Genomic DNA, 20,177 nt, shown 5'->3' on the forward strand with positions numbered 1-20,177 from the left:
AGCGCCGCAGCAGCGAATCCCGTATCTGAGCAAAAGCGATTATCCGTATTCTACAATGGCTGATAATAATGAAAACCTTCCGCTAGGGGCAGCCGAAATCTTAATCGAAATGCAGGAAATGAGGCGAGAGAGTCAGCAGCATCAGGAGTTGATCTAGGTATTCAACAGAAGCTTCGACGCTATGCTGGAGCATTTCGGTGGGTTGCGCAAAGATGTCAGAGCCATAGAAGAAACCGTTCAGCGTATCGACCAACGCCTGGAAAAAGTAGAGAAGAAAGTCGACGACTTCACCGATTTTGAGTGCCACCTACGCACGCTCGAAGATATTGTGCTGCGCAAAGCTTCATAGATAACCTAAAATAGAAAGCTAGTTCCCCTCCTTTTTTAAGGAGGGGTGCCCGTAGGGCGGGGTGGTAAAACCGTCAGAACGATTACTAGAACTAGAAAGCTAACGGTTAGATTTACTATTGCTAGTAATCGTTCAACGATGTTTACCACCCCGCCCTGCGGGCACCCCTCAAAAAAGGAGGGGAACTAGCTTTTAGCTTGCACTCTAGTTCAGTAATTGCCGCGCCGGTATCTTCGTGGTTTATTTATAGTATCATTTCTCCTTGCGCGGATCTTCTCACCTGGCCATTGGCCTGATTACCGGCGTGGCCGTCGCCGGACTCGTTCCCAACGTGCCTTTCTCGGTGGCCGGCATTGCGCTGGCCGGCTTCTCCTCACTCGCCCCCGACCTCGACCACCCCAACTCCCGCCTGAGCAAGCGTCTGGGGTTTGCGCAGCAGTATGTGCGCTGGGCTTTTGTGCTGGTAGGAGCGGCGCTGGCTGCTTACACCCATTTTCTCCTACCCCTGGGGCCCGACCGGCGCCTGGGCTTCACGGCGGCGCTGGCGTTTGGGCTGGTAGGCGTGGCCATGCAGGGCGGCTCGGTGCGGCGGTTGGCGCTGCTGTTTACGGGCCTGTGCACGGTGGTGGCGGGCTTCTACACCGAGTTTCTGTGGCTGAGCATGCTGGGCGCATTCATTGCCGTGGCGCCCTTCACCAGCCACCGCTCCTGGACGCACACCATCTGGGCTGCGGGGCTCTGGACGTACATTGGGCACTTGGCCAATTACACGCTCGGCTGGCATGGCGTGGCGTGGTTTGCGGGCGCGGGCTACCTCTCGCACCTTGTGGCCGATACACTCACCAAAGCCGGCGTGAAATGGCTGATGCCGATTACCGACGTGTGCTTTAAGATTCCGCTGATTCGCACAGGGGCTGCGAGTGGCAACGCGCTGGAAATAGTCATCTGCGTGGGCTACGCTGTGCTGGTGCTGGGGATGGTGCTAGGCAATATGTCTTTCTAAACGGCGTTTGAGGCCTACATAGACTGGAAAAGCCCCATTTGCGTACGCAGTTTTGCGGGTAGGGTCGCAACGCAACGGATGGGCATCGAAGTGGAAGAGAACAAGGCTGAGGAAAGGAGAAAAAGGATGTGTATTATAAGTTGGATTTATGTTAGAATAGCTAAAAAATATTACTATAATACTAGGGGAACCGAGTAGATTTGTGCCGGACAGTTGAGCAGAAGGTAGGTAGGGCTATTTATTGTATAAGTAATATACTATATGGAATGGCCTGAAATTTACTTTAATTTGCAGATTGCTAAGGCAATATCTTTAACGTAGTTGCAAGACAGCTTTTTGCCTGATCTTCCGTTTTTTCATCTGTGCATCATCTTACGCAGTGCTTTTTAGTTTACTCTATTATTTCAGCTAGTATAGAATACAGGCCAGACAGTACCGCAAGTGCGTAGCGCCGTCAGGTGTATGTGCGATAAGTACTTATAATTCAGTATACATGATTTTACACAGTTGAGCTTGTATCTTTGACCTGGTACTTCCGCAACACAAGTACCTTTTACTTTTGCCCGTTCTCTTTTTCTTACTCACACCTCATTTTGCGCACACACAATTTTTTGCTTTATGAATCAGATCAATAGTCCTCTGGTTAGGATAGGCGTCTTTTACGATGGCAATTATTTCCTTAAAATCAGTGATTACTACTACTTCCAGCACGAGCGCAAAGCCCGCATCAGCCTGGAAGGGTTACACGAATTTATCCGACAACAAGTAGCGGAAGAAGAGGACGTAGACGTACGCCTGAGCCAGATCATCGACTCGCACTTTTTTCGCGGTCGTTTGAGTGCCACCGAAGCCCGCGACAAAGACCGGCTGTTTCACGACCGGCTGTTTGATGATATCCTCATGAACCTGGGCATCAACACGCACTACATGCCCCTGAAAACCCGCGACGGCCGGTTGCAGGAAAAAGGCATTGATGTGTGGCTCTCGCTGGAAGCCTACGAGCTGGCCATGTACAAGAGCTTTGATGTGGTAGTGCTGATTGCTGGCGACAGCGACTACGCGCCCCTCATCAAGAAGCTGAATACCCTGGGCACCCGCGTGATGCTGCTGAACTGGGACTTCAAATACACCGATTACAAAGGCGAAAACCGCGTAACGCGCGCTTCGCAGCAGTTGCTGGGCAGTGCTACCTACCCGGTAGATATGCACGACATTATCGATCAGGGCTTGTCGACCAACGAAGAGCTGATCGAGAACATGTTTGTGGCGCAGTCGGAGCCTACTACCTACCCTACCTCTACCCTAAAGCCGGTTCGTCCTACGGGGCCCACGGCAGCCGGGCCGGTAGGTACGGTTGGTATCAGCACCATCAAAAACCTCAAAAATGGTTTTGGCTTCGTGGTGATGCCGCCCAACAACCTGTTCTTCAGCTACGCTGACATGGCCGAGGGTGACTTCAATGACCTGAACGAGGGTGACTGGGTGGAATTTACGGTAGGCCGCAACCACCGCGACGAGGACTGTGCCCGCAACGTGCGCAAAGTGCAGCCCCCGCAGATGGAAGACGGCGACGAATACGAGGACGACGAGCGGGAGCACGAGTCGGCTGGCTCGCCCGACCGCCTTTAGGCCCCGCAATTTAGTACAAGCAAAAGCGCCGACTCTCCGTGGAGAGTCGGCGCTTTTGCTTGTAGTGGCTCACTATCTGTAAGTTGCGTATAGATCTTACGTGCACTGACTGCGGAAGCGGTGTAGAGTAGCTCATGGGCACCTCTACACCGCTTCCGAATTATTTGAACAACTACTTAGTGGCGGTAACGGCTACGGAATAATCCGGTCGGTACGCAGCTGGGCAAATAGATCGAAGAACGATTCTTCGGTAGGCTGATACACGAGAAAGCCCAGTTTGCGGCTTTTGCTCATATCAGTCATCACCTCCAGCGGCCGACCTAGGTCGAGGTCGGTGTGCCAGGGTGAAGCCAAGTTGTTGAGTTCCGGTTCAACTAGTTGATAACGAGCTGCCATCTCGCGCCAGCGGTCGGTATCGTCAGCCATTTGTGCTTCTAGGGAATGCACCGTCCCATCAAAGCCAGTGGCTTCTACCCCAAACCACGCTGCCAATCGTGGCCACAGCCAGCTCCAACGGAAATAATCACCATTCACTATGTTGAAAGCCTCGTTGTGTGCAGCCTCTGTAGTGGCAGCCCAAGCCAACTGCTTGGCAATGATACGGGCGTCAGTTACATCAGAAAGACCGTTCCACTGGGCTTCCGAGCCAGGCCATTGAAATGGCTGACCGGTTTCCTTGCAAATGCTAGCATATACGGCCAGCGTAGTGCCCATATTCATCAGGTTACCGACCGCTTTACCAATGATGGTATGAGGACGATGAATGCTCCAGGTGAAACCGTCGCGCTCAGCCGCGGCGTATACCTCGTCTTCCTGCGCGTAGTAGAAGTTTTCGATGTCGAGCCGGGGCAGCTCTTCCCGGAACGGGGTAGGGGGTAGGGTGCCGCCCTTAGCGTACGCCTCAAACGGACCTAAATAATGCTTCAGTCCCGTAACCAGTGCTACATGCTGCACAGTGCCTTTTGGCGAAAGCGCCGTTAAGATATTACGCACTAGCGCGCTGTTGACGCGAATATTCTCAGCCTCTGTATCCTGTCGCATCCAAGTGGTGATGAATACATGCGTAGGATGTACATCGGCCAGGGCTGTTTCTAAAGAGGTTGGCTCTAGCAGATTGGCGGCTACGGGGCGGAGACCGGGAAGGTGTTGCGGGGGACGGCGGGCCAGGCCATATACAGTCCAATTGGTAGCAAGCAGTTCAGTAGCTAGATTGCTACCGACAATGCCGCTGGCGCCCACAATCAGGGCAATTTTATCGTTACTCATACTTTTTCACAGAGAGAAAAGAAGGCGTGGAGTCCCCACGCCTTCTAATCAACTCTTAGTGGCAGGAATAGTTGCCCTGTTGCTAGAGGAGTATGGGCTGTACCTGTGCGTCAGCACCGGCATATGTCACTGTAAGATCAATGCGAAATAGCCAGTTGCTTAGCGGAGCTCCTTGCGCATCAGAAAATGCGGCACATTGCCAAACAGCGTGTGCGACGGTGCCACCACCGTGTAGCCGGCTGCCTCATAAAAGGGCACTGCTGTAGCGCGGGCATGCAGTACGCACTCCGTGAGGCCCTGCTGTCGGGCACCGGCTTCCAGAAAAGCCAGCACCTGCCGGCCCAGGCCCCTACCCTGGTAGGCCGGATCGACGGCCATGAAGCGCACTTGGCCCTGGCCCGGTGCCGAGGGGTGTAGCCGGCCCACGGCCACCACGGGGCCATCGGGGGAGGGGTGGCGTAGTAGGGCGTGCAGGGTGGTAGGGGCGTCGTCGTCGGGGGCGCGCTCCGAGCCGGGCGGCTGTTGCCAGGGTGCCCGCAGCACGTGGTAGCGCAGGTGGTAGTAGGCGGCAAAATCGGCGGCGGTGCGAGGCGAGGAAACAGACATGGCAGCGAAGATAAAAATTACGTACAACGCATCATTCGGCTTGCTACTAGCCGCGGTGCAAACGCCTACCTTTAGGCCCCGCACGGCGCCCGCAAGCGCTTTTTTCTCTTTTACCTACCCATTCGTTTATGCCTTCTTTCGACATTGTGAGCAAAGTAGATCCGCAAACCCTCGAAAACGCGGTGAATACAGCCAAAAAAGAACTTCAGACACGCTACGACCTGCGCGATACCAAAGGCGGCATCGAGCTGGACAAAAAAGCCAACACCATCCAGCTCAGCTCCGAAAACTCCATGCGTGTGAAAGCCCTGGAGGACATTCTGCTGGCCCGCGTGGTAAAGCAGGGTATTGATGGCACCGCGCTGGATTTTACCGATGAAGAGCAGGCCAGCGGTGCGCTGGTGAAAAAAACGGTGAAGGTGCGCGCTGGTATCGATAAAGACACCGGCCGTAAAATCAGCAAGGCTATCAAAGATGCCAAGCTGAAAGTGGAAGTGCAGATGCAGGATGAGCAAGTGCGCGTGTCGGGCAAGAAAATCGACGATCTGCAAGCCGTTATTGCCCTCCTCCGCCGCACCGACATCGGCCAGCCCCTGCAATTTGTGAACATGAAATAGATGCACTGCTTGTTGATGAGTCGAGGGGCTGATTTCGACCGGTATATCTACCTCAATAAGCAGACGTTAGACGAAGCGTAACGGTCGAAATCAGCCCCTCGACTCATCAACAATCAACACAGCACCACATCCATTTATCAGCCCCTCCACCCGTGTTCGACTTCTCCTCCTTCACCGACGTGCACACCTGGGTCAGCTTGCTTACGCTGACGTTCATGGAAATTGTACTGGGCATCGACAACATCATCTTCATTTCCATTGTAGTGAACCGGCTGCCGCACGAGCAGCAGGCCCGCGGCCGTACCATTGGGCTGCTGCTGGCGCTGTTGTTTCGTATTGGGCTGCTGCTCAGTATTTCGTGGATTGTAGGGCTGAAAACGCCGCTCTTTTATATTGATCTGCCGTTCCGGGAGCCCGACTTTGGGGTGTCTGGTAGAGACATCATCCTGTTCCTTGGCGGGCTGTTTCTGCTGGCCAAAAGCACCACCGAAATTCACGGGAAGTTGCAGGGCGAGGAAGAGGAGCATAGCGAAGGTAAGTACAACACCTTGTCGCGGGTGATTTTTCAGATTATCGTCATCGACATCGTTTTCTCCTTCGACTCCATCCTGACGGCCGTGGGACTAGTCAACAACGTGCTGGTGATGATACTGGCCGTGGTGCTGGCCATGGGCGTGATGCTGGCCTTCTCTGGCTACGTGGCCGACTTCGTAAATAAGAACCCTACCATCAAAATCCTGGCGCTGTCGTTCCTGATTATGATTGGAGCGATGCTGATTATGGAAGCCTTCCACCAGGAAGTGCCCAAGGGCTACGTGTACTTTGCCATGGCTTTCTCCCTAGGGGTGGAGCTGCTGAATATGCGTGTTCGCAAGAAAGTGCCGCCGGTAGAGCTCCGCGACGTGCACGCGCAGACGAAGGAATAGTCCTATAGACTTATTGCTACCCCCTCTGCCCACGTTGGGGGTAGAGAGGGTAGGGGGCTGCTGCACGTGCATTGCCGCTTACCAGGCCGGTTTGCATAGTAGAAGCTGTTTAAGAAGCGGGGCAGAAGGTCTTGCTGAGCCGGTCGAATCCTCTCGCGTGCTACTGTTTGCGTGGTAATGCAACGTCAGCACGTGAGGTGCTTCGACCGGCTCAGCAAGATGGTCAGTCTTCTACCTTCCTAAACAATCTCGTAATAAAAGGCCTCTGATTCACCCAAATATTTTTCGCATAAAACAGTCGGGTATTCCTAAATTTAGGAATTCCGTTGTCGTATCGAATACCTCTTTTTCTGTTATAGATGAAAAAACTCTTACTCTTTTCCTTTCTACTTATAGCAGCCGTTGCGCCTTCTTTTGGGCAGCAGTTGGTGAAATATGTAGGGCCGGGCGTGCCGGATACCTGCTACGCGAGTTACAAGGCGGTGCGTACGCGGATACCCCCGCCGGCTGCCTTCCTGGCCAACCGGCCATTGGGCACCAAGGCTACCATTACGGTTACGTACACTGGCTTTACCCCCGAAGCACAAGCCGCCTTTCAGTATGCCGTGGATATCTGGCAATCGTTGCTGGTAACAAATGTGCCCATCCGCATCAGCGCCACGTGGCGGCCACTGGATGCGGGTGTGTTAGGCTCGGCTGGGCCTAGCGGTTTGTACCAACTGGCGGGCTATGGGGAGCGGATTAGCAACTCGCTGTATCCTACGGCCTTAGCGGAGAAAATAGTAGGAGCTGATATTAATGGCTCGGGTGCCGCTGATATCAATGCCAGCTTCAGCAGCACCTTCAACTGGTATCTGGGTACGGATGGGCTCACGCCGGCCGGACAGTACGACCTGGTATCGGTGGTGCTGCACGAGCTGGGGCACGGCCTGGGCTTTCTGACGTCGAAAGGCTATGATGTCAACAGCAAACAAGGGTCCTTGTCGACGCCACCGAGCATATATGCGGACTTTATGAAGACGGGCGCGGGCCTGAGCGTAGCCGACACCCGTATCTTCGTCAATCCGTCGGTAGAGTTGGGTACCGCCTTCACCACCAACGATTTGTATTTCGATAGTCCCCTGACGCGGGCTTCCAACAACGGGGAGCGGGCACGTCTCTACGCACCCACTGAGTATGCGTCCGGTTCCAGCCTCTCACACCTCGACGAAAATACCTATAGTGCTGGTGATATCAACTCGCTGATGTCGCCGCAGTTTGCTCCAGGGGAGGCCATTCACTCGCCGGGACCTATCGTGCTGGCCATGTTCAATGAAATGGGGTGGTTTAACACCGCCATCGACCACACGCCCTATACCGATACGGAAACGCCCAGAACCTTCCCCGTAACAGTGCGGTTGCGGAGCGATGGCACTGTTACGCCTGGCTCGGTGAAGCTAAACTACGCATTCAATAATGGCGCCCTGACTACGGTGACGATGACGCCCACCGGCACAACCAATCAGTATACGGCCACCATTCCCAACCCCGGCAGCGGTGTGCGGGTGAGCTACTACGTAGAAGCCTCCGACAACGAAACCCGGCGTATCTACACCGCCCCCGGCCGCGACGCCTTCTCTACGGTGTCTAACCGGTACTCATTCTTCGTGGGGCCCGATGTGGTGCCGCCTACCCTCTCGCATACGCCACCTGCCTACTTGTTTACCAGTAACCTGCCGTATACCATCACGGCCCAGGCTGCGGACAACATTGGGGTAGCCTCCGTGACGTTAGAATACAACGTGAACGGAACCGTCCGGCCATCCATCACCCTGACCAGGGGCACCGGCAACAGCATCAACACCTACACGGGTGTGCTCAGCACCGCTGCCGGTCCTATCGTCGCCGGCGACGTTATCAATTACCGCATAGTGGCGCAGGACAACTCCTCCAACGCCAACCGTACTGCCCTACCCGCTACCGGTTTCTACGCGGTGCCGGTGGTAGACGTGCGCCCGGCGGCCGATATGTACGCCAACGAGTTTGAGCGCACCACGCCCATTGATTTTGTGGGCCCAGGCTTCTCTATTGCTACCCCCACAGGGTTTACCAACGGCGCCATCCACTCCACGCACCCCTACGTCAACAATGTCAACTACTTCTACCGGTTGCTGGTGCCTATTCGGGTGAAGGCCGACCCGCAGATTGCGCGGGTGCGGTTTGATGAAATTGTGTTGGTAGAACCCGGCGAAGAAGGTTCTGTATTCCCTGCACCTAATTTCTTCGATTACGTGGTGGTAGAAGGTAGCCTAGATGGCACCACCTGGACGCCTTTGGCTCCTGGCTACGACGCCCGCAACAACGCCAACTGGCTTGACTTGTACAACCGCGCCTTGAGCGGCGAGAATTCGGCAGCCGTGGGTACGCCTTCCATCTACGCTTCCCGCACTATCAGCCTGTTGGATAAGTTTAAGGCCGGTGATGTAGTGCAGCTTCGCTTCCGCTTGTATGCCGATGGCGGCGCTTACGGCTGGGGTTGGGCCATCGACAACCTGCACATTCAGGACAATACTGTAACGCCCACGGCCCAGGCGCTGCAAGGCGCTGGGGTAAGTGTGTTCCCAAACCCTACGGCCGGGCAATTCACTGTGCAAACCCGCTTCGATAAGCCAGTAGCTAACCTGGAAGTGGTGGTGCGCAACGCCTTAGGGCAGGAAGTGCTGCGCCAGTCGCAAACCGCCGTGAAAGGCCAGGTGTCCCTACCCCTCGACCTGAATAAGTGCGCCAACGGCTTCTACCTCGTAAGCCTAACGGCCGACGGCGAAACCGCCACGCGCAAAGTGATGCTCAGCAAATAGGAGCGCACGAAATGCGCCTATGTGGCGAGCGACATAATCAGCAAACAGAATCGGCTGCTCCAAAAGGGCAGCCGATTCTGTTTGTCGTTACTTAAAGTCTGTCATCCTGAGCGGAGCGAAGGACCTTCTCACGGCAGAACGAGTCGTTATTACGCCTGTCGCGCAGACGTGAGAAGGTCCTTCGCGCTGCTCAGGATGACAGCCGTATTTTTTATTCAGAACCTCACTATCTCCCCACTGCGCCTACCCCATCTTCGATATAAAATCCCACAGGACCACACCCGCCGCCACGCTCACGTTTAGGGAGTGTTTGGTGCCGAACTGCGGGATTTCTACGGCCGCGTCGCAGAGGGCTAGCACCTCATCGTCTACCCCAAATACTTCGTTGCCCATCACGAGTGCATAGCCCTGGCCGGGGGTAGGGCGGAAGGCGGGTAGGGGCTGGCTTTCGGTGGTTTGCTCTACGGCTACTACTTGGTAGCCAGCGGCCTTTAGCTGTTCCACGGCTGCCACGGTGGTAGGCGCATATTCCCACGCCACCGACTCGGTGGAGCCCAGCGCCGTTTTGGTGATTTCGCGTTGGGGCGGGCGACCTGTAATGCCGCAGAGCCAGATTTTTTCTACGGCAAAGGCGTCGGCGGTGCGGAAGGCGGCGCCCACGTTGTGCAGGCTGCGCACGTTGTCGAGCACCAGGACAAGGGGGAATTTTTGCGTATTTTTGAAGTCTGCCACCGTCAAGCGGTTCAGCTCTTCCATTGAAAGTTTGCGCATTGAGCAAAGGTAGGAACACGCCGCCAGCTGGCGGGTGTTACGTTTGCTGATAAAGGAACGTCATGCTGCGCCTCCGCTCAGCATGACATGATCTGCCTACCCTTCTGCGCCCTATTACCCTCGTACTACCCCGCACACCCGTGAAAACGAAATCCGCTGATTCCACCAAAAAGCCTGTCCGCACGCATGGTTCTCTGGGGCCCGCGCCCGTAGCTGATACGCCACTGATGAAGCAGTATTATCAGCTGAAGCAGCAGCACCCCGGCGCGCTGATTCTCTTTCGGGTAGGCGACTTCTACGAAACCTTCGGCGAGGATGCCGTGAATGCCTCCCGCATCCTGGATATCGTGCTCACGAAGCGCGGGGCCGGCACGCCCTCGGAGGTGCCGCTGGCGGGCTTCCCCCATCACTCCCTCGATACCTATCTGCCCAAGCTGGTGCGCGCCGGCCAGCGCGTGGCCATCTGCGACCAACTCGAAGACCCCAAGCAGGCCAAGGGCCTCGTGAAGCGCGGTATTACGGAGCTGGTAACGCCCGGCGTGAGCCTGCACGACAACGTGCTAGAGCGCCGCCGCAATAACTACCTCTGCGCCATCCACTTCGGCAAGCAGGAAGCCGGCATCAGCTTTCTGGACGTGAGCACCGGCGAGTTTCTGGTGGCCCAGGGCGACGTGGCCTACCTCGGCAAGCTACTGCAAAACTTTACGCCGGCCGAGGTGCTGTTTTGCAAGCGCAGCCGCCGTGAGTTTGAGGAAAACTTTGGTCCCGACTACTGCCACTTTGCGTTGGACGAGTGGGTGTTTGGCTTTGATTATGCCCACGACACGCTCACGCGCCACTTCAACACTACTTCGCTCAAGGGCTATGGTATTGATAATCTGAAGGAAGGCATTACGGCGGCGGGCTGCATCCTGCACTACCTCGCCGAAACCAAGCACACCGATATTGGCCACATTGGCAGCATTGGGCGCCTGGAAGAAGACAAATATGTGTGGCTCGACCGCTTCACGGTGCGCAACCTGGAGCTGGTACATGCCCAGCACCCCGGCGGCGTGCCCCTCATCGACATTCTCGATCAGACCGTGACGCCCATGGGTGCCCGCCTGCTGCGCAAGTGGGTGGTCCTACCCCTGAAAGAGCCTGCTCAGATTCAGCGCCGCCTCGATACGGTGGACGGCCTCCTGAAAAATCCCGAGCTGCTGGCCGAGCTGGACCAGTATCTGCGTCAGATCAACGACCTGGAACGTTTGATTTCTAAGGTAGCCGTGCGCCGCATCAATCCGCGCGAGCTGGTGCAGCTGGCCCGCGCCCTAGAGGCCATCGAGCCTATCCGGGAGTTGCTGGCCAATTCAGGGCTGCGCGCCCTGCAGAAAATGGCTGACCAACTGAATCCCTGCGCAACCCTGCGCGACGAAATCAAGGCAAAAATTAAAGCCGACGCGCCCCTGCTCATCAACCAGGGCAACGTGCTCAACGACGGGGTAGACCCCGAGCTGGACCGTCTGCGCCGCATTGCGTTTTCGGGCAAGGATGAACTGCTAAACATTCAGCAACGGGAGCAGCGTAACACCGGCATTTCGTCGCTGAAAGTGGCCTACAATAAGGTTTTTGGCTATTACCTCGAAGTCTCGAATGCGCACAAAAGCAAGGTGCCTACCGAGTGGATCCGCAAGCAAACCCTGGTAAATGCCGAGCGCTACATCACAGAGGAGCTGAAAACGTACGAGGAGACGATTCTGAACGCCGAGGAAAAGCTGTTTTCCTTGGAAATGCAGTTATACAACGAGTTGGTGTTGTCGGCAGCTGAGTCGGTGGCGCAGATTCAGCAGAATGCCCGGGCCATCGGCGTGACGGACTGCCTGGCGTCGTTTGCCAACACGGCCCGCCAGCACCGCTACGTGAAACCGGTAGTGAACGATGGCACCGTGCTCGACATCCGCGCCGGCCGCCACCCTGTTATTGAGCGCCAATTGCCGGTAGGCGAAGCCTATATCCCCAACGACATCTGCCTCGACCAGGACGAGCAGCAGATTGTGGTAATTACCGGCCCCAATATGGCTGGTAAATCGGCCCTACTGCGTCAAACGGCTCTCATCGTGCTGCTGGCGCAAATCGGCTCCTTCGTACCCGCTGATGCGGCTACGGTCGGCATCATCGATAAGATTTTCACCAGGGTAGGAGCTTCCGACAACCTGAGCAAGGGCGAAAGTACGTTCATGGTAGAGATGACCGAAACGGCGTCTATTCTGAATAACTTGTCCGACCGCAGCTTGGTGCTCATGGACGAAATTGGGCGAGGCACCAGCACCTACGACGGCATCAGTATCGCCTGGGCCATTGTGGAGCATCTGCACAACTCGCCCAAGGCCCGCGCCAAAACGCTGTTTGCCACCCACTATCATGAGCTGAACCAACTGGCCGACGATTGCCCCCGGGTGCGCAACTACAACGTGGCTGTGAAGGAGGCCGACGGCCGTATCCTGTTCCTGCGCAAGCTGCAGGAAGGCGGCTCCGAGCACAGCTTCGGTATCCACGTGGCCCGCATGGCCGGTATGCCCACGGCCGTAGTGCTGCGCGCCAACGAAATCATGCACCATCTGGAGCAGGAGCGCGCCGGCACCGGCCTGGAGCCCGACGCCCCCACTGAGTTCGACGAAGTGCTGGCTGGCCTGGATATCGAGCCTGCGCCTACCCCACGCGCCCCCAAGGCCCAACCCGCCGCGGCCGTGCACAATGCCCCGCGCCCCAGCTTGCAGCTTAGCATGTTTGAGCCTGCCGACCCAGCCTTGGAGCGCATACGCGAGCTGCTAGAGAAACTTGACGTCAATACCCTTACACCCATTGAGGCGCTACTGAAGCTGAATGAGTTGAAGCTGGCGGCGGGTAGCAAGTAAACATAAACAGACGCAAAAAGCCCCTCGTGCTATGTGTAGTACGAGGGGCTTTTGCTTGCTACCCACTGAGGGAGTAGGCTACCTAACTAGAAAGAAGACCTAGTAGCCAGGGTTTTGCTTGAGTTGCGCCGACACGTTCAGCGCATTCAGCGGAATAGGATAAATCTTGGTATGGTCGTCACCATCTGGCGATTTGTCCCACCATGTACTGTTGTTGAATTTGCCGAAGCGAATGAGGTCAATGCGCCGGCGACCTTCTCCAATAAATTCACGGCCCCATTCGTCCAGCAACTCTTGCTCCGTAAGAACAGCCCCACCGGCACCGTACAGGCTGGCTGAGCCGGCGGGGTAATTTCGACGCCGCACGGTGTTCAGCAGCTCAGCCGCCGCTAGTGGGTCGCCCGCCCGAAACTTGCACTCGGCCAGCATATAGTAGATTTCCGCTAGGCGTATTTCGGCGTAGTCTGCTTCAATCTTGTTGGGGTCAGTGGAAGGATAGAAAGGATACTTCACCATGAAGATGCCCGAATTTTGGTCGGCATTGTTCATGTTCGACGTTTTATCGGCTGGTACCTGGCCCGGCTTCGTGTATTTGAATAAGCCTACTTGGTCGCGCAAGTATAGTGTGTAGCCGCGGGTGCTTTTGATAGTGTCCTTACCATCGTTGTAGATGAGGTAACCTTTCAAAAACATGCCCTCACGAGTGCTGTTGCCCAGGTTTTGATAGTTTTTCAGGCGCACATCATCGGCGTACTTCTGAAACTTTACGAAAGGCTTTCCTTGCACAAAGGGATATTCCTTGTTTTCAACATCGTGACCCGGCTGCAAAGCGTAGCGCGGATTGCCCCCACCAAAGTCGGTGAATTTAAAGTAGTTGATGGGCACATTGTAGGGAAGTCCCCAGAAGTACATACCACCTTCATACTGCCAGTGTGAGCGGCCAAACGAGCCCGGAAAAGCAAAGATGGTTCCCGAAGATTGGTCATTATTCCAGTCGAACGGGGCATCCCAGCGGCTCTCGATGGCATAAGGGCCATACTTGCCACTTATGATATCCTGACACACAGTTGCGCAATCGGCGTAGCGGTCTTGACCAATGTACACGTTGGCATTCAGGTAGAGGCGACCGAGTAGGGCCGCCGCAGCTGCCTTAGTCCAGCGTCCCTGAAACTGCGCGGTGCCAGGGTCACCTTTCGCCAGTAAGGCTGGCATTGCTTCCTTTAGCTCTGTTTCGATAAAAGTAAATGTCTCTTGGGGTGTCGACTGCGGTGGGCTCGCTAATTCCCCTTGGACCTTTGTGGTAATCTGAACATTACGGAATAGATCAAGCAAGCGTATATTATACCAAGCACGCATGACACGCAACTCGGCAATGAGCTGCTTTTGCTCTGCCTCAGTCATATTAAACCGAGATGGGTCAAGCGCTTGAATATCCTCGAGGGAGTTTGTACCCAAAACAACACCCTGGTTAAGCAGATTCCACGTGTCGTTAATGTAGCCTTCCTGTATCGTCCACGTGTGGTAGTGCGCCCGCGCATACTGCCCGCCGTCAAACCAGTCTCCTTCCCGGTTAGGCGTCATAAGCTGATCGGCACTCAATTCCTGTAATTGAAAGGGGGAACCTTGTATGGTGTTGTACCCGTGCTCAAACGTGCGTAGAAAATCACGGTACACGTCATTCTTAGTTTGCAGAAAGTTGGCCGGCGTAATACGGTCGTATAGGGTTTCGTCCAGGTCCGTGCAGCCGCTCAATCCAGCAGCCACCAGCGCCAGCGAAAAGCCAGCGTATGTTTTGAAGTAGTTCATGGGATGCGAAAAGATAAGTTTACAGGCCAAACTGAAGGCCGAACAGTACTTGCGTGGTGGAAGGGTAGTAGTTGCGGTTGCTATTAATGCCCGGATATAGCCCGTTGATGGGTAAGATATCAGGGTCGCCGCCGGTGTAGCCTGTTATCGTCAGGACGTTTTTGGCCGCGGCATACAGACGCAATGAGCGCGCATACTTCGAGGTGAATTGGAAAGTATAGCCGATGCTCACGTTGTCGAGCTTCACAAAATCACCCTTTTCCAGAAAGTAGTCCGATAGCACATTGGTGGTAGCAGAGTTGGTGAGCTTAGAGTACTTACTGCCATCATAGGCAGACGTCAATACGTTGGCGTTGGACTGCGTGGACGGCGTACCTATGTAGAAAGCTCTGGTGTTAAACGCATCAAAACCCAGGACACTCCGAATGAAAATAGACGCGTCAAAGTTCTTGTAAGTTAATGTATTACCCAGGCTTAATGTGTATTTTGGTAAGCCATTACCTACCACTTGCCGGTCGTCCAGAGTTGCCCGGTTGCCCGGAATAATAGTGCCATCTTTGGAATACACTAATAAGCGCCCTTCTTCGTCAACACCAGCTGATTTTAGCATATAAAATGAGCCAATGCGCTGGCCTTCCTGTAAACGCTGTGCGTTGCCAGGTGTGCCGGGGGAAGGGAGGCCTACTACATCGATGAAGGGTTGTCCCTGGTACGTATCGTTGGAGAAGGAAACGAACTGATTACCATTTGTTGCCCCAGCAAAGGAAATGGCGTACTGAAAGTTCGGTTTGCTAATAATAGGGGCGTTTAGCTGTACTTCTATACCCGAGTTATCTAAGGTGCCTACGTTGGCATATGTTTCGTTCTGCGTGCTAGGCGGTGTTGGTACCCTGTAGTAGCCCAACAGGTTTTTGTTTCGGCGGGTGTAGTAGTTTACGCTACCAGTAAGCTTGCTGTTAAACAAGGCAAAATCCAACCCAACGTTAAAACTCTGTGCCTCCTCCCAGCGCAAATTGGCATTGAGATTTTGGTTCGGTCCATATACTTGGTAGTACGTGCCATTGAGCAGATAATAGCCGTAGCCGGAGTAGGTATTAAGCGAAAGATAGTTGCCGAAATCCTGGTTACCGGTCACGCCGTAGTCAGCCCGCAGCTTCAAATCGTTTATCCATTCCTGACCATCCAGAAAAGACTCTTCTCCTATGCGCCAACCCACAGACACGGCTGGGAAATTGCCCCACTTGTTGCTGGCGCCGAACTTCGATGAACCCTCGCGACGCAAGCTAGCAGACAAAAGGTATTTGTCTTTGAAGGAGTAGTTAACGCGGCCAAAAAAGGCAATTAGCTTGGAGTCGTTTTTATAGCTGCTACCATCAGTGCGTCCGGCTACTTGCCCATAAAGCCCGGAGCCAATATTATTGTAGGTGAAGGCATCGGAAGGAAAATCACGGTTGTAGATGGCATTACCTTCCGAAACGAAGTACTGGTAAGAATAGCCTGCCAAGGCCTGTAAAGAATGGTCTTGTACTGTAAGGGCATAATTACCAATCCACTCGAGGCTGCGCTGGTCACTGCGGTTGTAGTTGCGCCGAGCAGAGTTCATACCCCCTTCGTTCTGTAAAGCGAACGTGGAAGTAGAAGGCCGGAAGAAAAAGTCGAAATAGTCACTGGTGAACTGTCCATACGTTACCTGCGTATTTAATGTAGGTAAGATGTTCAGCTTAAAGGTGGCATCGTAGTTCAGAATTTTGCCTTCCGTACCGGCTAATTCCGTTTGTAGACGCTCTGCTGGGTTGAAACGGCCATCGAACCCGCTTTGAATGTTGTAATACCGCGTCGGGTCGTCGGGGTTCCGTACTGGAATGGTAGGGTTCAGCGTAAGGGACTGCTCATAACTGCCATAGTCAGTATTGCGGGAATTAATATAGCGCGGCGCAAAGTTTAGCCCGATGGAGTAGAGCTTGCTGGGTGCATTGTGATTCAAGGAAAGACGCGCACCATACTCCTGTCGGCCCGAACGTACGTCAATGCCCTCCGCATCGCGGTAGTCCATCGTAGCCCGATAGTTACTGTTTTCGGATCCGCCCGAAGCAGTAAGAGAATGTTTATGCGCAAAGGCATAGTTGCGGGATATTTCGTTCAGCCAGTTCGTTTGGCCGCCATAATCCGTGCCGCGTTCTTGTGCTAAAAACTCTTCGGGAGAAAGTACTTTAGGCTGTAAGGTAGCGTAGTCAAACGTTGTGTAAGTGTTGTACTCAAGCAAGTTGTTCTTTGTGCCCTTCTTTGTAGTGACCACAATTACACCATTGCTGCCGCGTGTACCATAAATAGCCGAAGCAGCACCACCCTTCAGCACATCAATAGATTCTATATCGTTCTGGTTAATGTTTTCCAGATTGCCGCCCGGCACGCCATTAATCACAATGAGTGGGCCCAGCCCGGCGTTGCGTGACGATACCCCGCGCAATTGAATACTCGGCTGCGTATTCGGATCGGCGGCCGTGGTATTAGCGATAGTTAGGCCAGCTACTTTTCCTTGTAACGCCGTAAGTGGGTTGGTTGACCCTACCGTCAGTAACTCTTTGCTGTCGATGTGAGTGACAGTACTGGTTACTTCTTTTTATCAAGTGTACCGTAGCCTACCACTACTACATTATCAAGCGACTGGCTGTTTTCCTGCAAGGAAACGCGCAGCGTTGTAGTCGCTTCCTGCACCGTCACATCCTGCGGATTATAGCCGATAAAGCTGAAAGAGAGTACGCTACCCTGCGGTACTGTCAGCGAAAAGTTGCCATCGGCGTCGGTGGTGGTGCCAGTGTTAGTGCCTTTCACTACCACGGTCACGCCGGGTAGGCCTTGGCCATTGGGCTGCGTCACGCGGCCCGATACGGGCACATCGGCAGCGTTGGCATCGGCGCGCGCCTGGCTCAGAATAACCCGTCCTTTGCGTACTTCGAACTGTGCTTTGCGTGGAGCAAGCAGTTCATTCAAGACTTGCTCTAGTGGTTGGTCTGCGACGCGTAAGGTTACCCGCCGATTAGAGCCGATAAGTTGTGGACTATAAACGAAGTGTACATCCAACTGCTTTTCAAGCTGTTTCAGCACCGATTCAATCGTTTGCGACTCTACTTGAAATGAAACGTGTCGTTCCAGAACTACTTGCTGCGCCGCAGCCGGGCGAGCAACGGCCATAGTAGTCAGCGGCAAAGCTAAAGCGGATTGAATCGCGAATATCCTAAGAGGATATCCAAAACGCTTCGAAAGAGGTAAGCGGTTTTTCATAAACAGAAAACGATTGCGGTGGAGAGGTAAAAAAAAGTGTTATCGTAGAGGTTGTAGGAATGAGCGTGCTATTGTGTTGCCTAGTAGGAGGCCAGGGTAGTAACTAGCTGAAAAAGAGAAGTGTGAAAAGTGAAGCGCCATTGCGAGCTGTATCGAAAGCTTAAAGGGTACAACCATCACTCTGGAATAGAATTCGAGCGTTATCAGCAGTAGAATAGCTGGCTCCGAGCGCCTTGCTGAGCACATCCAACCTATCGAAGAGCGATTCTGCTTCCTGATAGAAAGTAATGGTGATAGTGCAGTTAGCTAGCTTGGCCTGGTCATATACAATCTCGACTCCATATGCTTTCTCCAACGCCTGTAATACCTTTTCGACAGGTTGTTTGTCAAAAGTGAAGGTCTGTGGAGCGAGGATTACGGGGTTCTGTACTAACTGCTTGCGCAATGGGCGCGGCGTTAAAGCTGAGTATACTACCTGTTGGTTAGGCAACAGTATAATGCTCTCAGTAGCTGGTTGTATTGGTGTGGCACTCAGATTGGCTCCGCGGCGTAGCTGTACAGATACGCGACCTTCTTGCACCGCTACCTCATTTTTACGCCCTGCGTAGGCTTTCACTCGAAAGCTAGTTCCCAGCACAGTTGTCACAAGCTGATCGGTGTAAACCAGAAAGGGCTTATTCGGATTTTTAGCAACCTGAAAGAAGGCTTCCCCTCGCAGCCGCACCTCCCGCCGTGAACCTGCTAAGCCATGCCTATACTTTAGGCTACTGCCTGGCGATAACGTAACACGGCTGCCGTCCATCAGGGTAAGCAATTCAGCCTTTTTTCCCCCATTGCGGTGCTGCGTCCACTTAACGGCCGTCGTAGCAGGCACACTTGTTAAGTGCCATTTTGGGGGCAGTACTACAGCCAACGCTACCCCGATCATTAGCACTGCTGCCGCTATCCATCGCGCTGGTGGCGTGCGCCAAAAAGATACGGAATGCCGAAGACCTTCAGTCGGAAGCGTACTGTCGAGGTTATCCTGCGTGAGGTGCTCAATCTGACGCCACATAGCCGCACGTGCCTGTTCACGTTCATTGGGCGGCAGGACTAAGTTATCCGGCTCCCCAAGCTGGTTGCTCCACTGCTCTATCAGCTCTCGTTCGCCAGGCCGGCTAGTGCCGTCGAGGTAGCGTTGGAGCAAACTTTCAAATTCAGCTTCAGTCATAAGGGTAAGCCCGAGATAGGCGTCTAAAAAGGAAGACGCCTATCTCGGGCTTACCCCTAAAGAGTAGCTAAACTTTTTTTAAATAATCACCTCAAAAAGCCTATGCTTATGTGTAGAACTGCTCTTCAACGAATGAAAAAAAAGAAGGGCACCAACATAACCATGAACTCCCGTAAGTATAAGCGTAATATCTTCAACGACTTAGTCAAGTGATACTCAACTGTTTTAGATGTAATACCCAGATGCGTTGCTATTTCCTCCACGGATTGATGTTCTAGGCGACTCAGTCGAAATACTTCCTGTGACTTTTCAGGTAGGAGTTCTACACCTCGTAGGAAAGCAGCTGTCAAATCACTAGCAGCCAACGCTTCTTCTGTTTCGTGCGTTGTCTCAACTCGTATGGTCTGGCAGTAAGTAGCGTAGTGCGTTCGGACTCGATGAGCACGGATATAGCTTAGTACCCGATGGTTGATAGCAGCCAATAAATAATGGTCTAACTGTGCAATTGTCTGCTCGGCCCGCTTGTGCCAGAGGGTAGCGAACAACTCCTGTACTAACTCCTCTGCCGTTTCTCGGGATTTTAGCTTTCGGTAAGCCAATGCAAAGACCCGGTACCAATACCGCTCATACACCTCGGCGAAAGCCCCTCGGTTATCCTGTACTATCGCTTCTAGTAAGGCAGCATCATTCCAAGAAGCATAGAACCGGATAGGCGAGGAGCTCACGAATACAGATGAAATAGAGAAAATTATGGAAAGTAGACAGAAAGGGATATGATAAATATACTGATTTATAATACAATAGTAATAATGTGAGATGAAGTCTGCGTAGCGAATATAGAGCTATCAGCAGTTACTTAAATGACGTAAATTTTACACATATACTAGATGAGAAGACTATGTTTAGGCAGACTGTAGCACACAGATAGCAGGAGAAATGAGTAATTACTCATGTTTGCATGAAATTTTTCTGCTTGAAAAT

Annotated in this window: 15 protein-coding genes; 7 read left to right on the plus strand and 8 right to left on the minus strand. The window is 53.7% G+C overall.

Features of this window, described 5'->3' with window-relative positions; genetic code table 11:
* Positions 1 to 181 precede the first annotated feature (181 nt).
* The 3 genes from MUN82_RS19925 (at position 182) to MUN82_RS19935 (ending at position 2,981) form a co-directional block, all read left to right on the plus strand.
* On the plus strand, positions 182 to 349 hold the full coding sequence (locus tag MUN82_RS19925) for a hypothetical protein (protein WP_245093262.1): 168 nt from the start codon (positions 182 to 184) through the stop codon (positions 347 to 349).
* Between the two features lie 262 nt (positions 350 to 611).
* Entirely contained in the window at positions 612 to 1,352 is a 741-nt protein-coding gene (locus MUN82_RS19930; protein ID WP_245093263.1) for a metal-dependent hydrolase, read from the plus strand.
* A 618-nt stretch (positions 1,353 to 1,970) separates the two neighbouring features.
* Positions 1,971 to 2,981 (plus strand): NYN domain-containing protein, encoded by a 1,011-nt coding sequence (locus MUN82_RS19935; protein ID WP_245093264.1) that lies wholly within the window; start codon positions 1,971 to 1,973, stop codon positions 2,979 to 2,981.
* A gap of 192 nt (positions 2,982 to 3,173) precedes the next feature.
* Here MUN82_RS19935 and MUN82_RS19940 read toward each other — a convergent pair whose 3' ends face one another.
* Both MUN82_RS19940 and MUN82_RS19945 read right to left on the minus strand, forming a co-directional pair.
* The gene (locus MUN82_RS19940) at positions 3,174 to 4,247 is read right to left on the minus strand and encodes an SDR family oxidoreductase (RefSeq protein WP_245093265.1); all 1,074 of its coding nucleotides are present in this window, start codon (positions 4,245 to 4,247) and stop codon (positions 3,174 to 3,176) included.
* Positions 4,248 to 4,406: 159 nt separating this feature from the next.
* The gene (locus MUN82_RS19945; protein ID WP_245093267.1) at positions 4,407 to 4,853 is read right to left on the minus strand and encodes a GNAT family N-acetyltransferase; all 447 of its coding nucleotides are present in this window, start codon (positions 4,851 to 4,853) and stop codon (positions 4,407 to 4,409) included.
* A gap of 128 nt (positions 4,854 to 4,981) precedes the next feature.
* Here MUN82_RS19945 and MUN82_RS19950 point away from each other — a divergent pair, with 128 nt between their 5' ends.
* The 3 genes from MUN82_RS19950 (at position 4,982) to MUN82_RS19960 (ending at position 9,233) form a co-directional block, all read left to right on the plus strand.
* Entirely contained in the window at positions 4,982 to 5,470 is a 489-nt protein-coding gene (locus MUN82_RS19950) for a YajQ family cyclic di-GMP-binding protein (RefSeq protein ID WP_187320228.1), read from the plus strand.
* A gap of 152 nt (positions 5,471 to 5,622) precedes the next feature.
* Complete coding sequence (locus MUN82_RS19955; protein WP_245093269.1) at positions 5,623 to 6,396, plus strand: TerC family protein; 774 nt, start codon at positions 5,623 to 5,625, stop codon at positions 6,394 to 6,396.
* Positions 6,397 to 6,755: 359 nt separating this feature from the next.
* Positions 6,756 to 9,233 (plus strand): T9SS type A sorting domain-containing protein, encoded by a 2,478-nt coding sequence (locus tag MUN82_RS19960; RefSeq protein ID WP_245093271.1) that lies wholly within the window; start codon positions 6,756 to 6,758, stop codon positions 9,231 to 9,233.
* A 243-nt stretch (positions 9,234 to 9,476) separates the two neighbouring features.
* Here MUN82_RS19960 and MUN82_RS19965 read toward each other — a convergent pair whose 3' ends face one another.
* Positions 9,477 to 10,004: an RNA methyltransferase gene (locus tag MUN82_RS19965; RefSeq protein ID WP_245093273.1), complete on the minus strand. Its 528-nt coding sequence runs from the start codon at positions 10,002 to 10,004 to the stop codon at positions 9,477 to 9,479.
* A 227-nt stretch (positions 10,005 to 10,231) separates the two neighbouring features.
* Between MUN82_RS19965 and mutS the strand changes: the two genes are divergently transcribed.
* On the plus strand, positions 10,232 to 12,898 hold the full coding sequence (gene mutS / locus MUN82_RS19970; RefSeq protein ID WP_245097610.1) for a DNA mismatch repair protein MutS: 2,667 nt from the start codon (positions 10,232 to 10,234) through the stop codon (positions 12,896 to 12,898).
* A 99-nt stretch (positions 12,899 to 12,997) separates the two neighbouring features.
* Here the strand turns inward: mutS and MUN82_RS19975 are convergent, their stop codons facing one another.
* The 5 genes from MUN82_RS19975 to MUN82_RS22510 form a co-directional block, all read right to left on the minus strand.
* Positions 12,998 to 14,704 (minus strand): RagB/SusD family nutrient uptake outer membrane protein, encoded by a 1,707-nt coding sequence (locus MUN82_RS19975; RefSeq protein ID WP_245093274.1) that lies wholly within the window; start codon positions 14,702 to 14,704, stop codon positions 12,998 to 13,000.
* 19 nt (positions 14,705 to 14,723) lie between these two features.
* On the minus strand, positions 14,724 to 17,297 hold the full coding sequence (locus MUN82_RS19980; RefSeq protein ID WP_311136441.1) for a SusC/RagA family TonB-linked outer membrane protein: 2,574 nt from the start codon (positions 17,295 to 17,297) through the stop codon (positions 14,724 to 14,726).
* 17 nt (positions 17,298 to 17,314) lie between these two features.
* Positions 17,315 to 17,896: an STN domain-containing protein gene (locus MUN82_RS19985; protein ID WP_245093275.1), complete on the minus strand. Its 582-nt coding sequence runs from the start codon at positions 17,894 to 17,896 to the stop codon at positions 17,315 to 17,317.
* A 250-nt stretch (positions 17,897 to 18,146) separates the two neighbouring features.
* Positions 18,147 to 19,196, minus strand: a complete 1,050-nt coding sequence (locus MUN82_RS19990) for a FecR family protein (protein ID WP_245093276.1) — start codon at positions 19,194 to 19,196, stop codon at positions 18,147 to 18,149.
* Between the two features lie 125 nt (positions 19,197 to 19,321).
* Positions 19,322 to 19,921, minus strand: coding sequence for an RNA polymerase sigma factor (locus tag MUN82_RS22510; RefSeq protein WP_375374078.1), 600 nt, complete (start codon positions 19,919 to 19,921; stop codon positions 19,322 to 19,324).
* Positions 19,922 to 20,177 lie beyond the last annotated feature (256 nt).

The organism is Hymenobacter aerilatus (assembly GCF_022921095.1).
GTDB classification, from domain to species: domain Bacteria; phylum Bacteroidota; class Bacteroidia; order Cytophagales; family Hymenobacteraceae; genus Hymenobacter; species Hymenobacter aerilatus.

Bases quoted from the DNA above. Each gene is read 5' to 3' on its own strand.
- MUN82_RS19925 (WP_245093262.1), top strand. From the start codon at position 182: ATGCTGGAGCATTTCGGTGGGTTGCGCAAAGATGTCAGAGCCATAGAA.
- MUN82_RS19935 (WP_245093264.1), top strand. From the start codon at position 1,971: ATGAATCAGATCAATAGTCCTCTGGTTAGGATAGGCGTCTTTTACGAT.
- MUN82_RS19940 (WP_245093265.1), bottom strand. From the start codon at position 4,247: ATGAGTAACGATAAAATTGCCCTGATTGTGGGCGCCAGCGGCATTGTC.
- MUN82_RS19945 (WP_245093267.1), bottom strand. From the start codon at position 4,853: ATGTCTGTTTCCTCGCCTCGCACCGCCGCCGATTTTGCCGCCTACTAC.
- MUN82_RS19950 (WP_187320228.1), top strand. From the start codon at position 4,982: ATGCCTTCTTTCGACATTGTGAGCAAAGTAGATCCGCAAACCCTCGAA.
- MUN82_RS19960 (WP_245093271.1), top strand. From the start codon at position 6,756: ATGAAAAAACTCTTACTCTTTTCCTTTCTACTTATAGCAGCCGTTGCG.
- MUN82_RS19965 (WP_245093273.1), bottom strand. From the start codon at position 10,004: ATGCGCAAACTTTCAATGGAAGAGCTGAACCGCTTGACGGTGGCAGAC.
- mutS (WP_245097610.1), top strand. From the start codon at position 10,232: ATGAAGCAGTATTATCAGCTGAAGCAGCAGCACCCCGGCGCGCTGATT.
- MUN82_RS19975 (WP_245093274.1), bottom strand. From the start codon at position 14,704: ATGAACTACTTCAAAACATACGCTGGCTTTTCGCTGGCGCTGGTGGCT.
- MUN82_RS19985 (WP_245093275.1), bottom strand. From the start codon at position 17,896: ATGGCCGTTGCTCGCCCGGCTGCGGCGCAGCAAGTAGTTCTGGAACGA.
- MUN82_RS19990 (WP_245093276.1), bottom strand. From the start codon at position 19,196: ATGACTGAAGCTGAATTTGAAAGTTTGCTCCAACGCTACCTCGACGGC.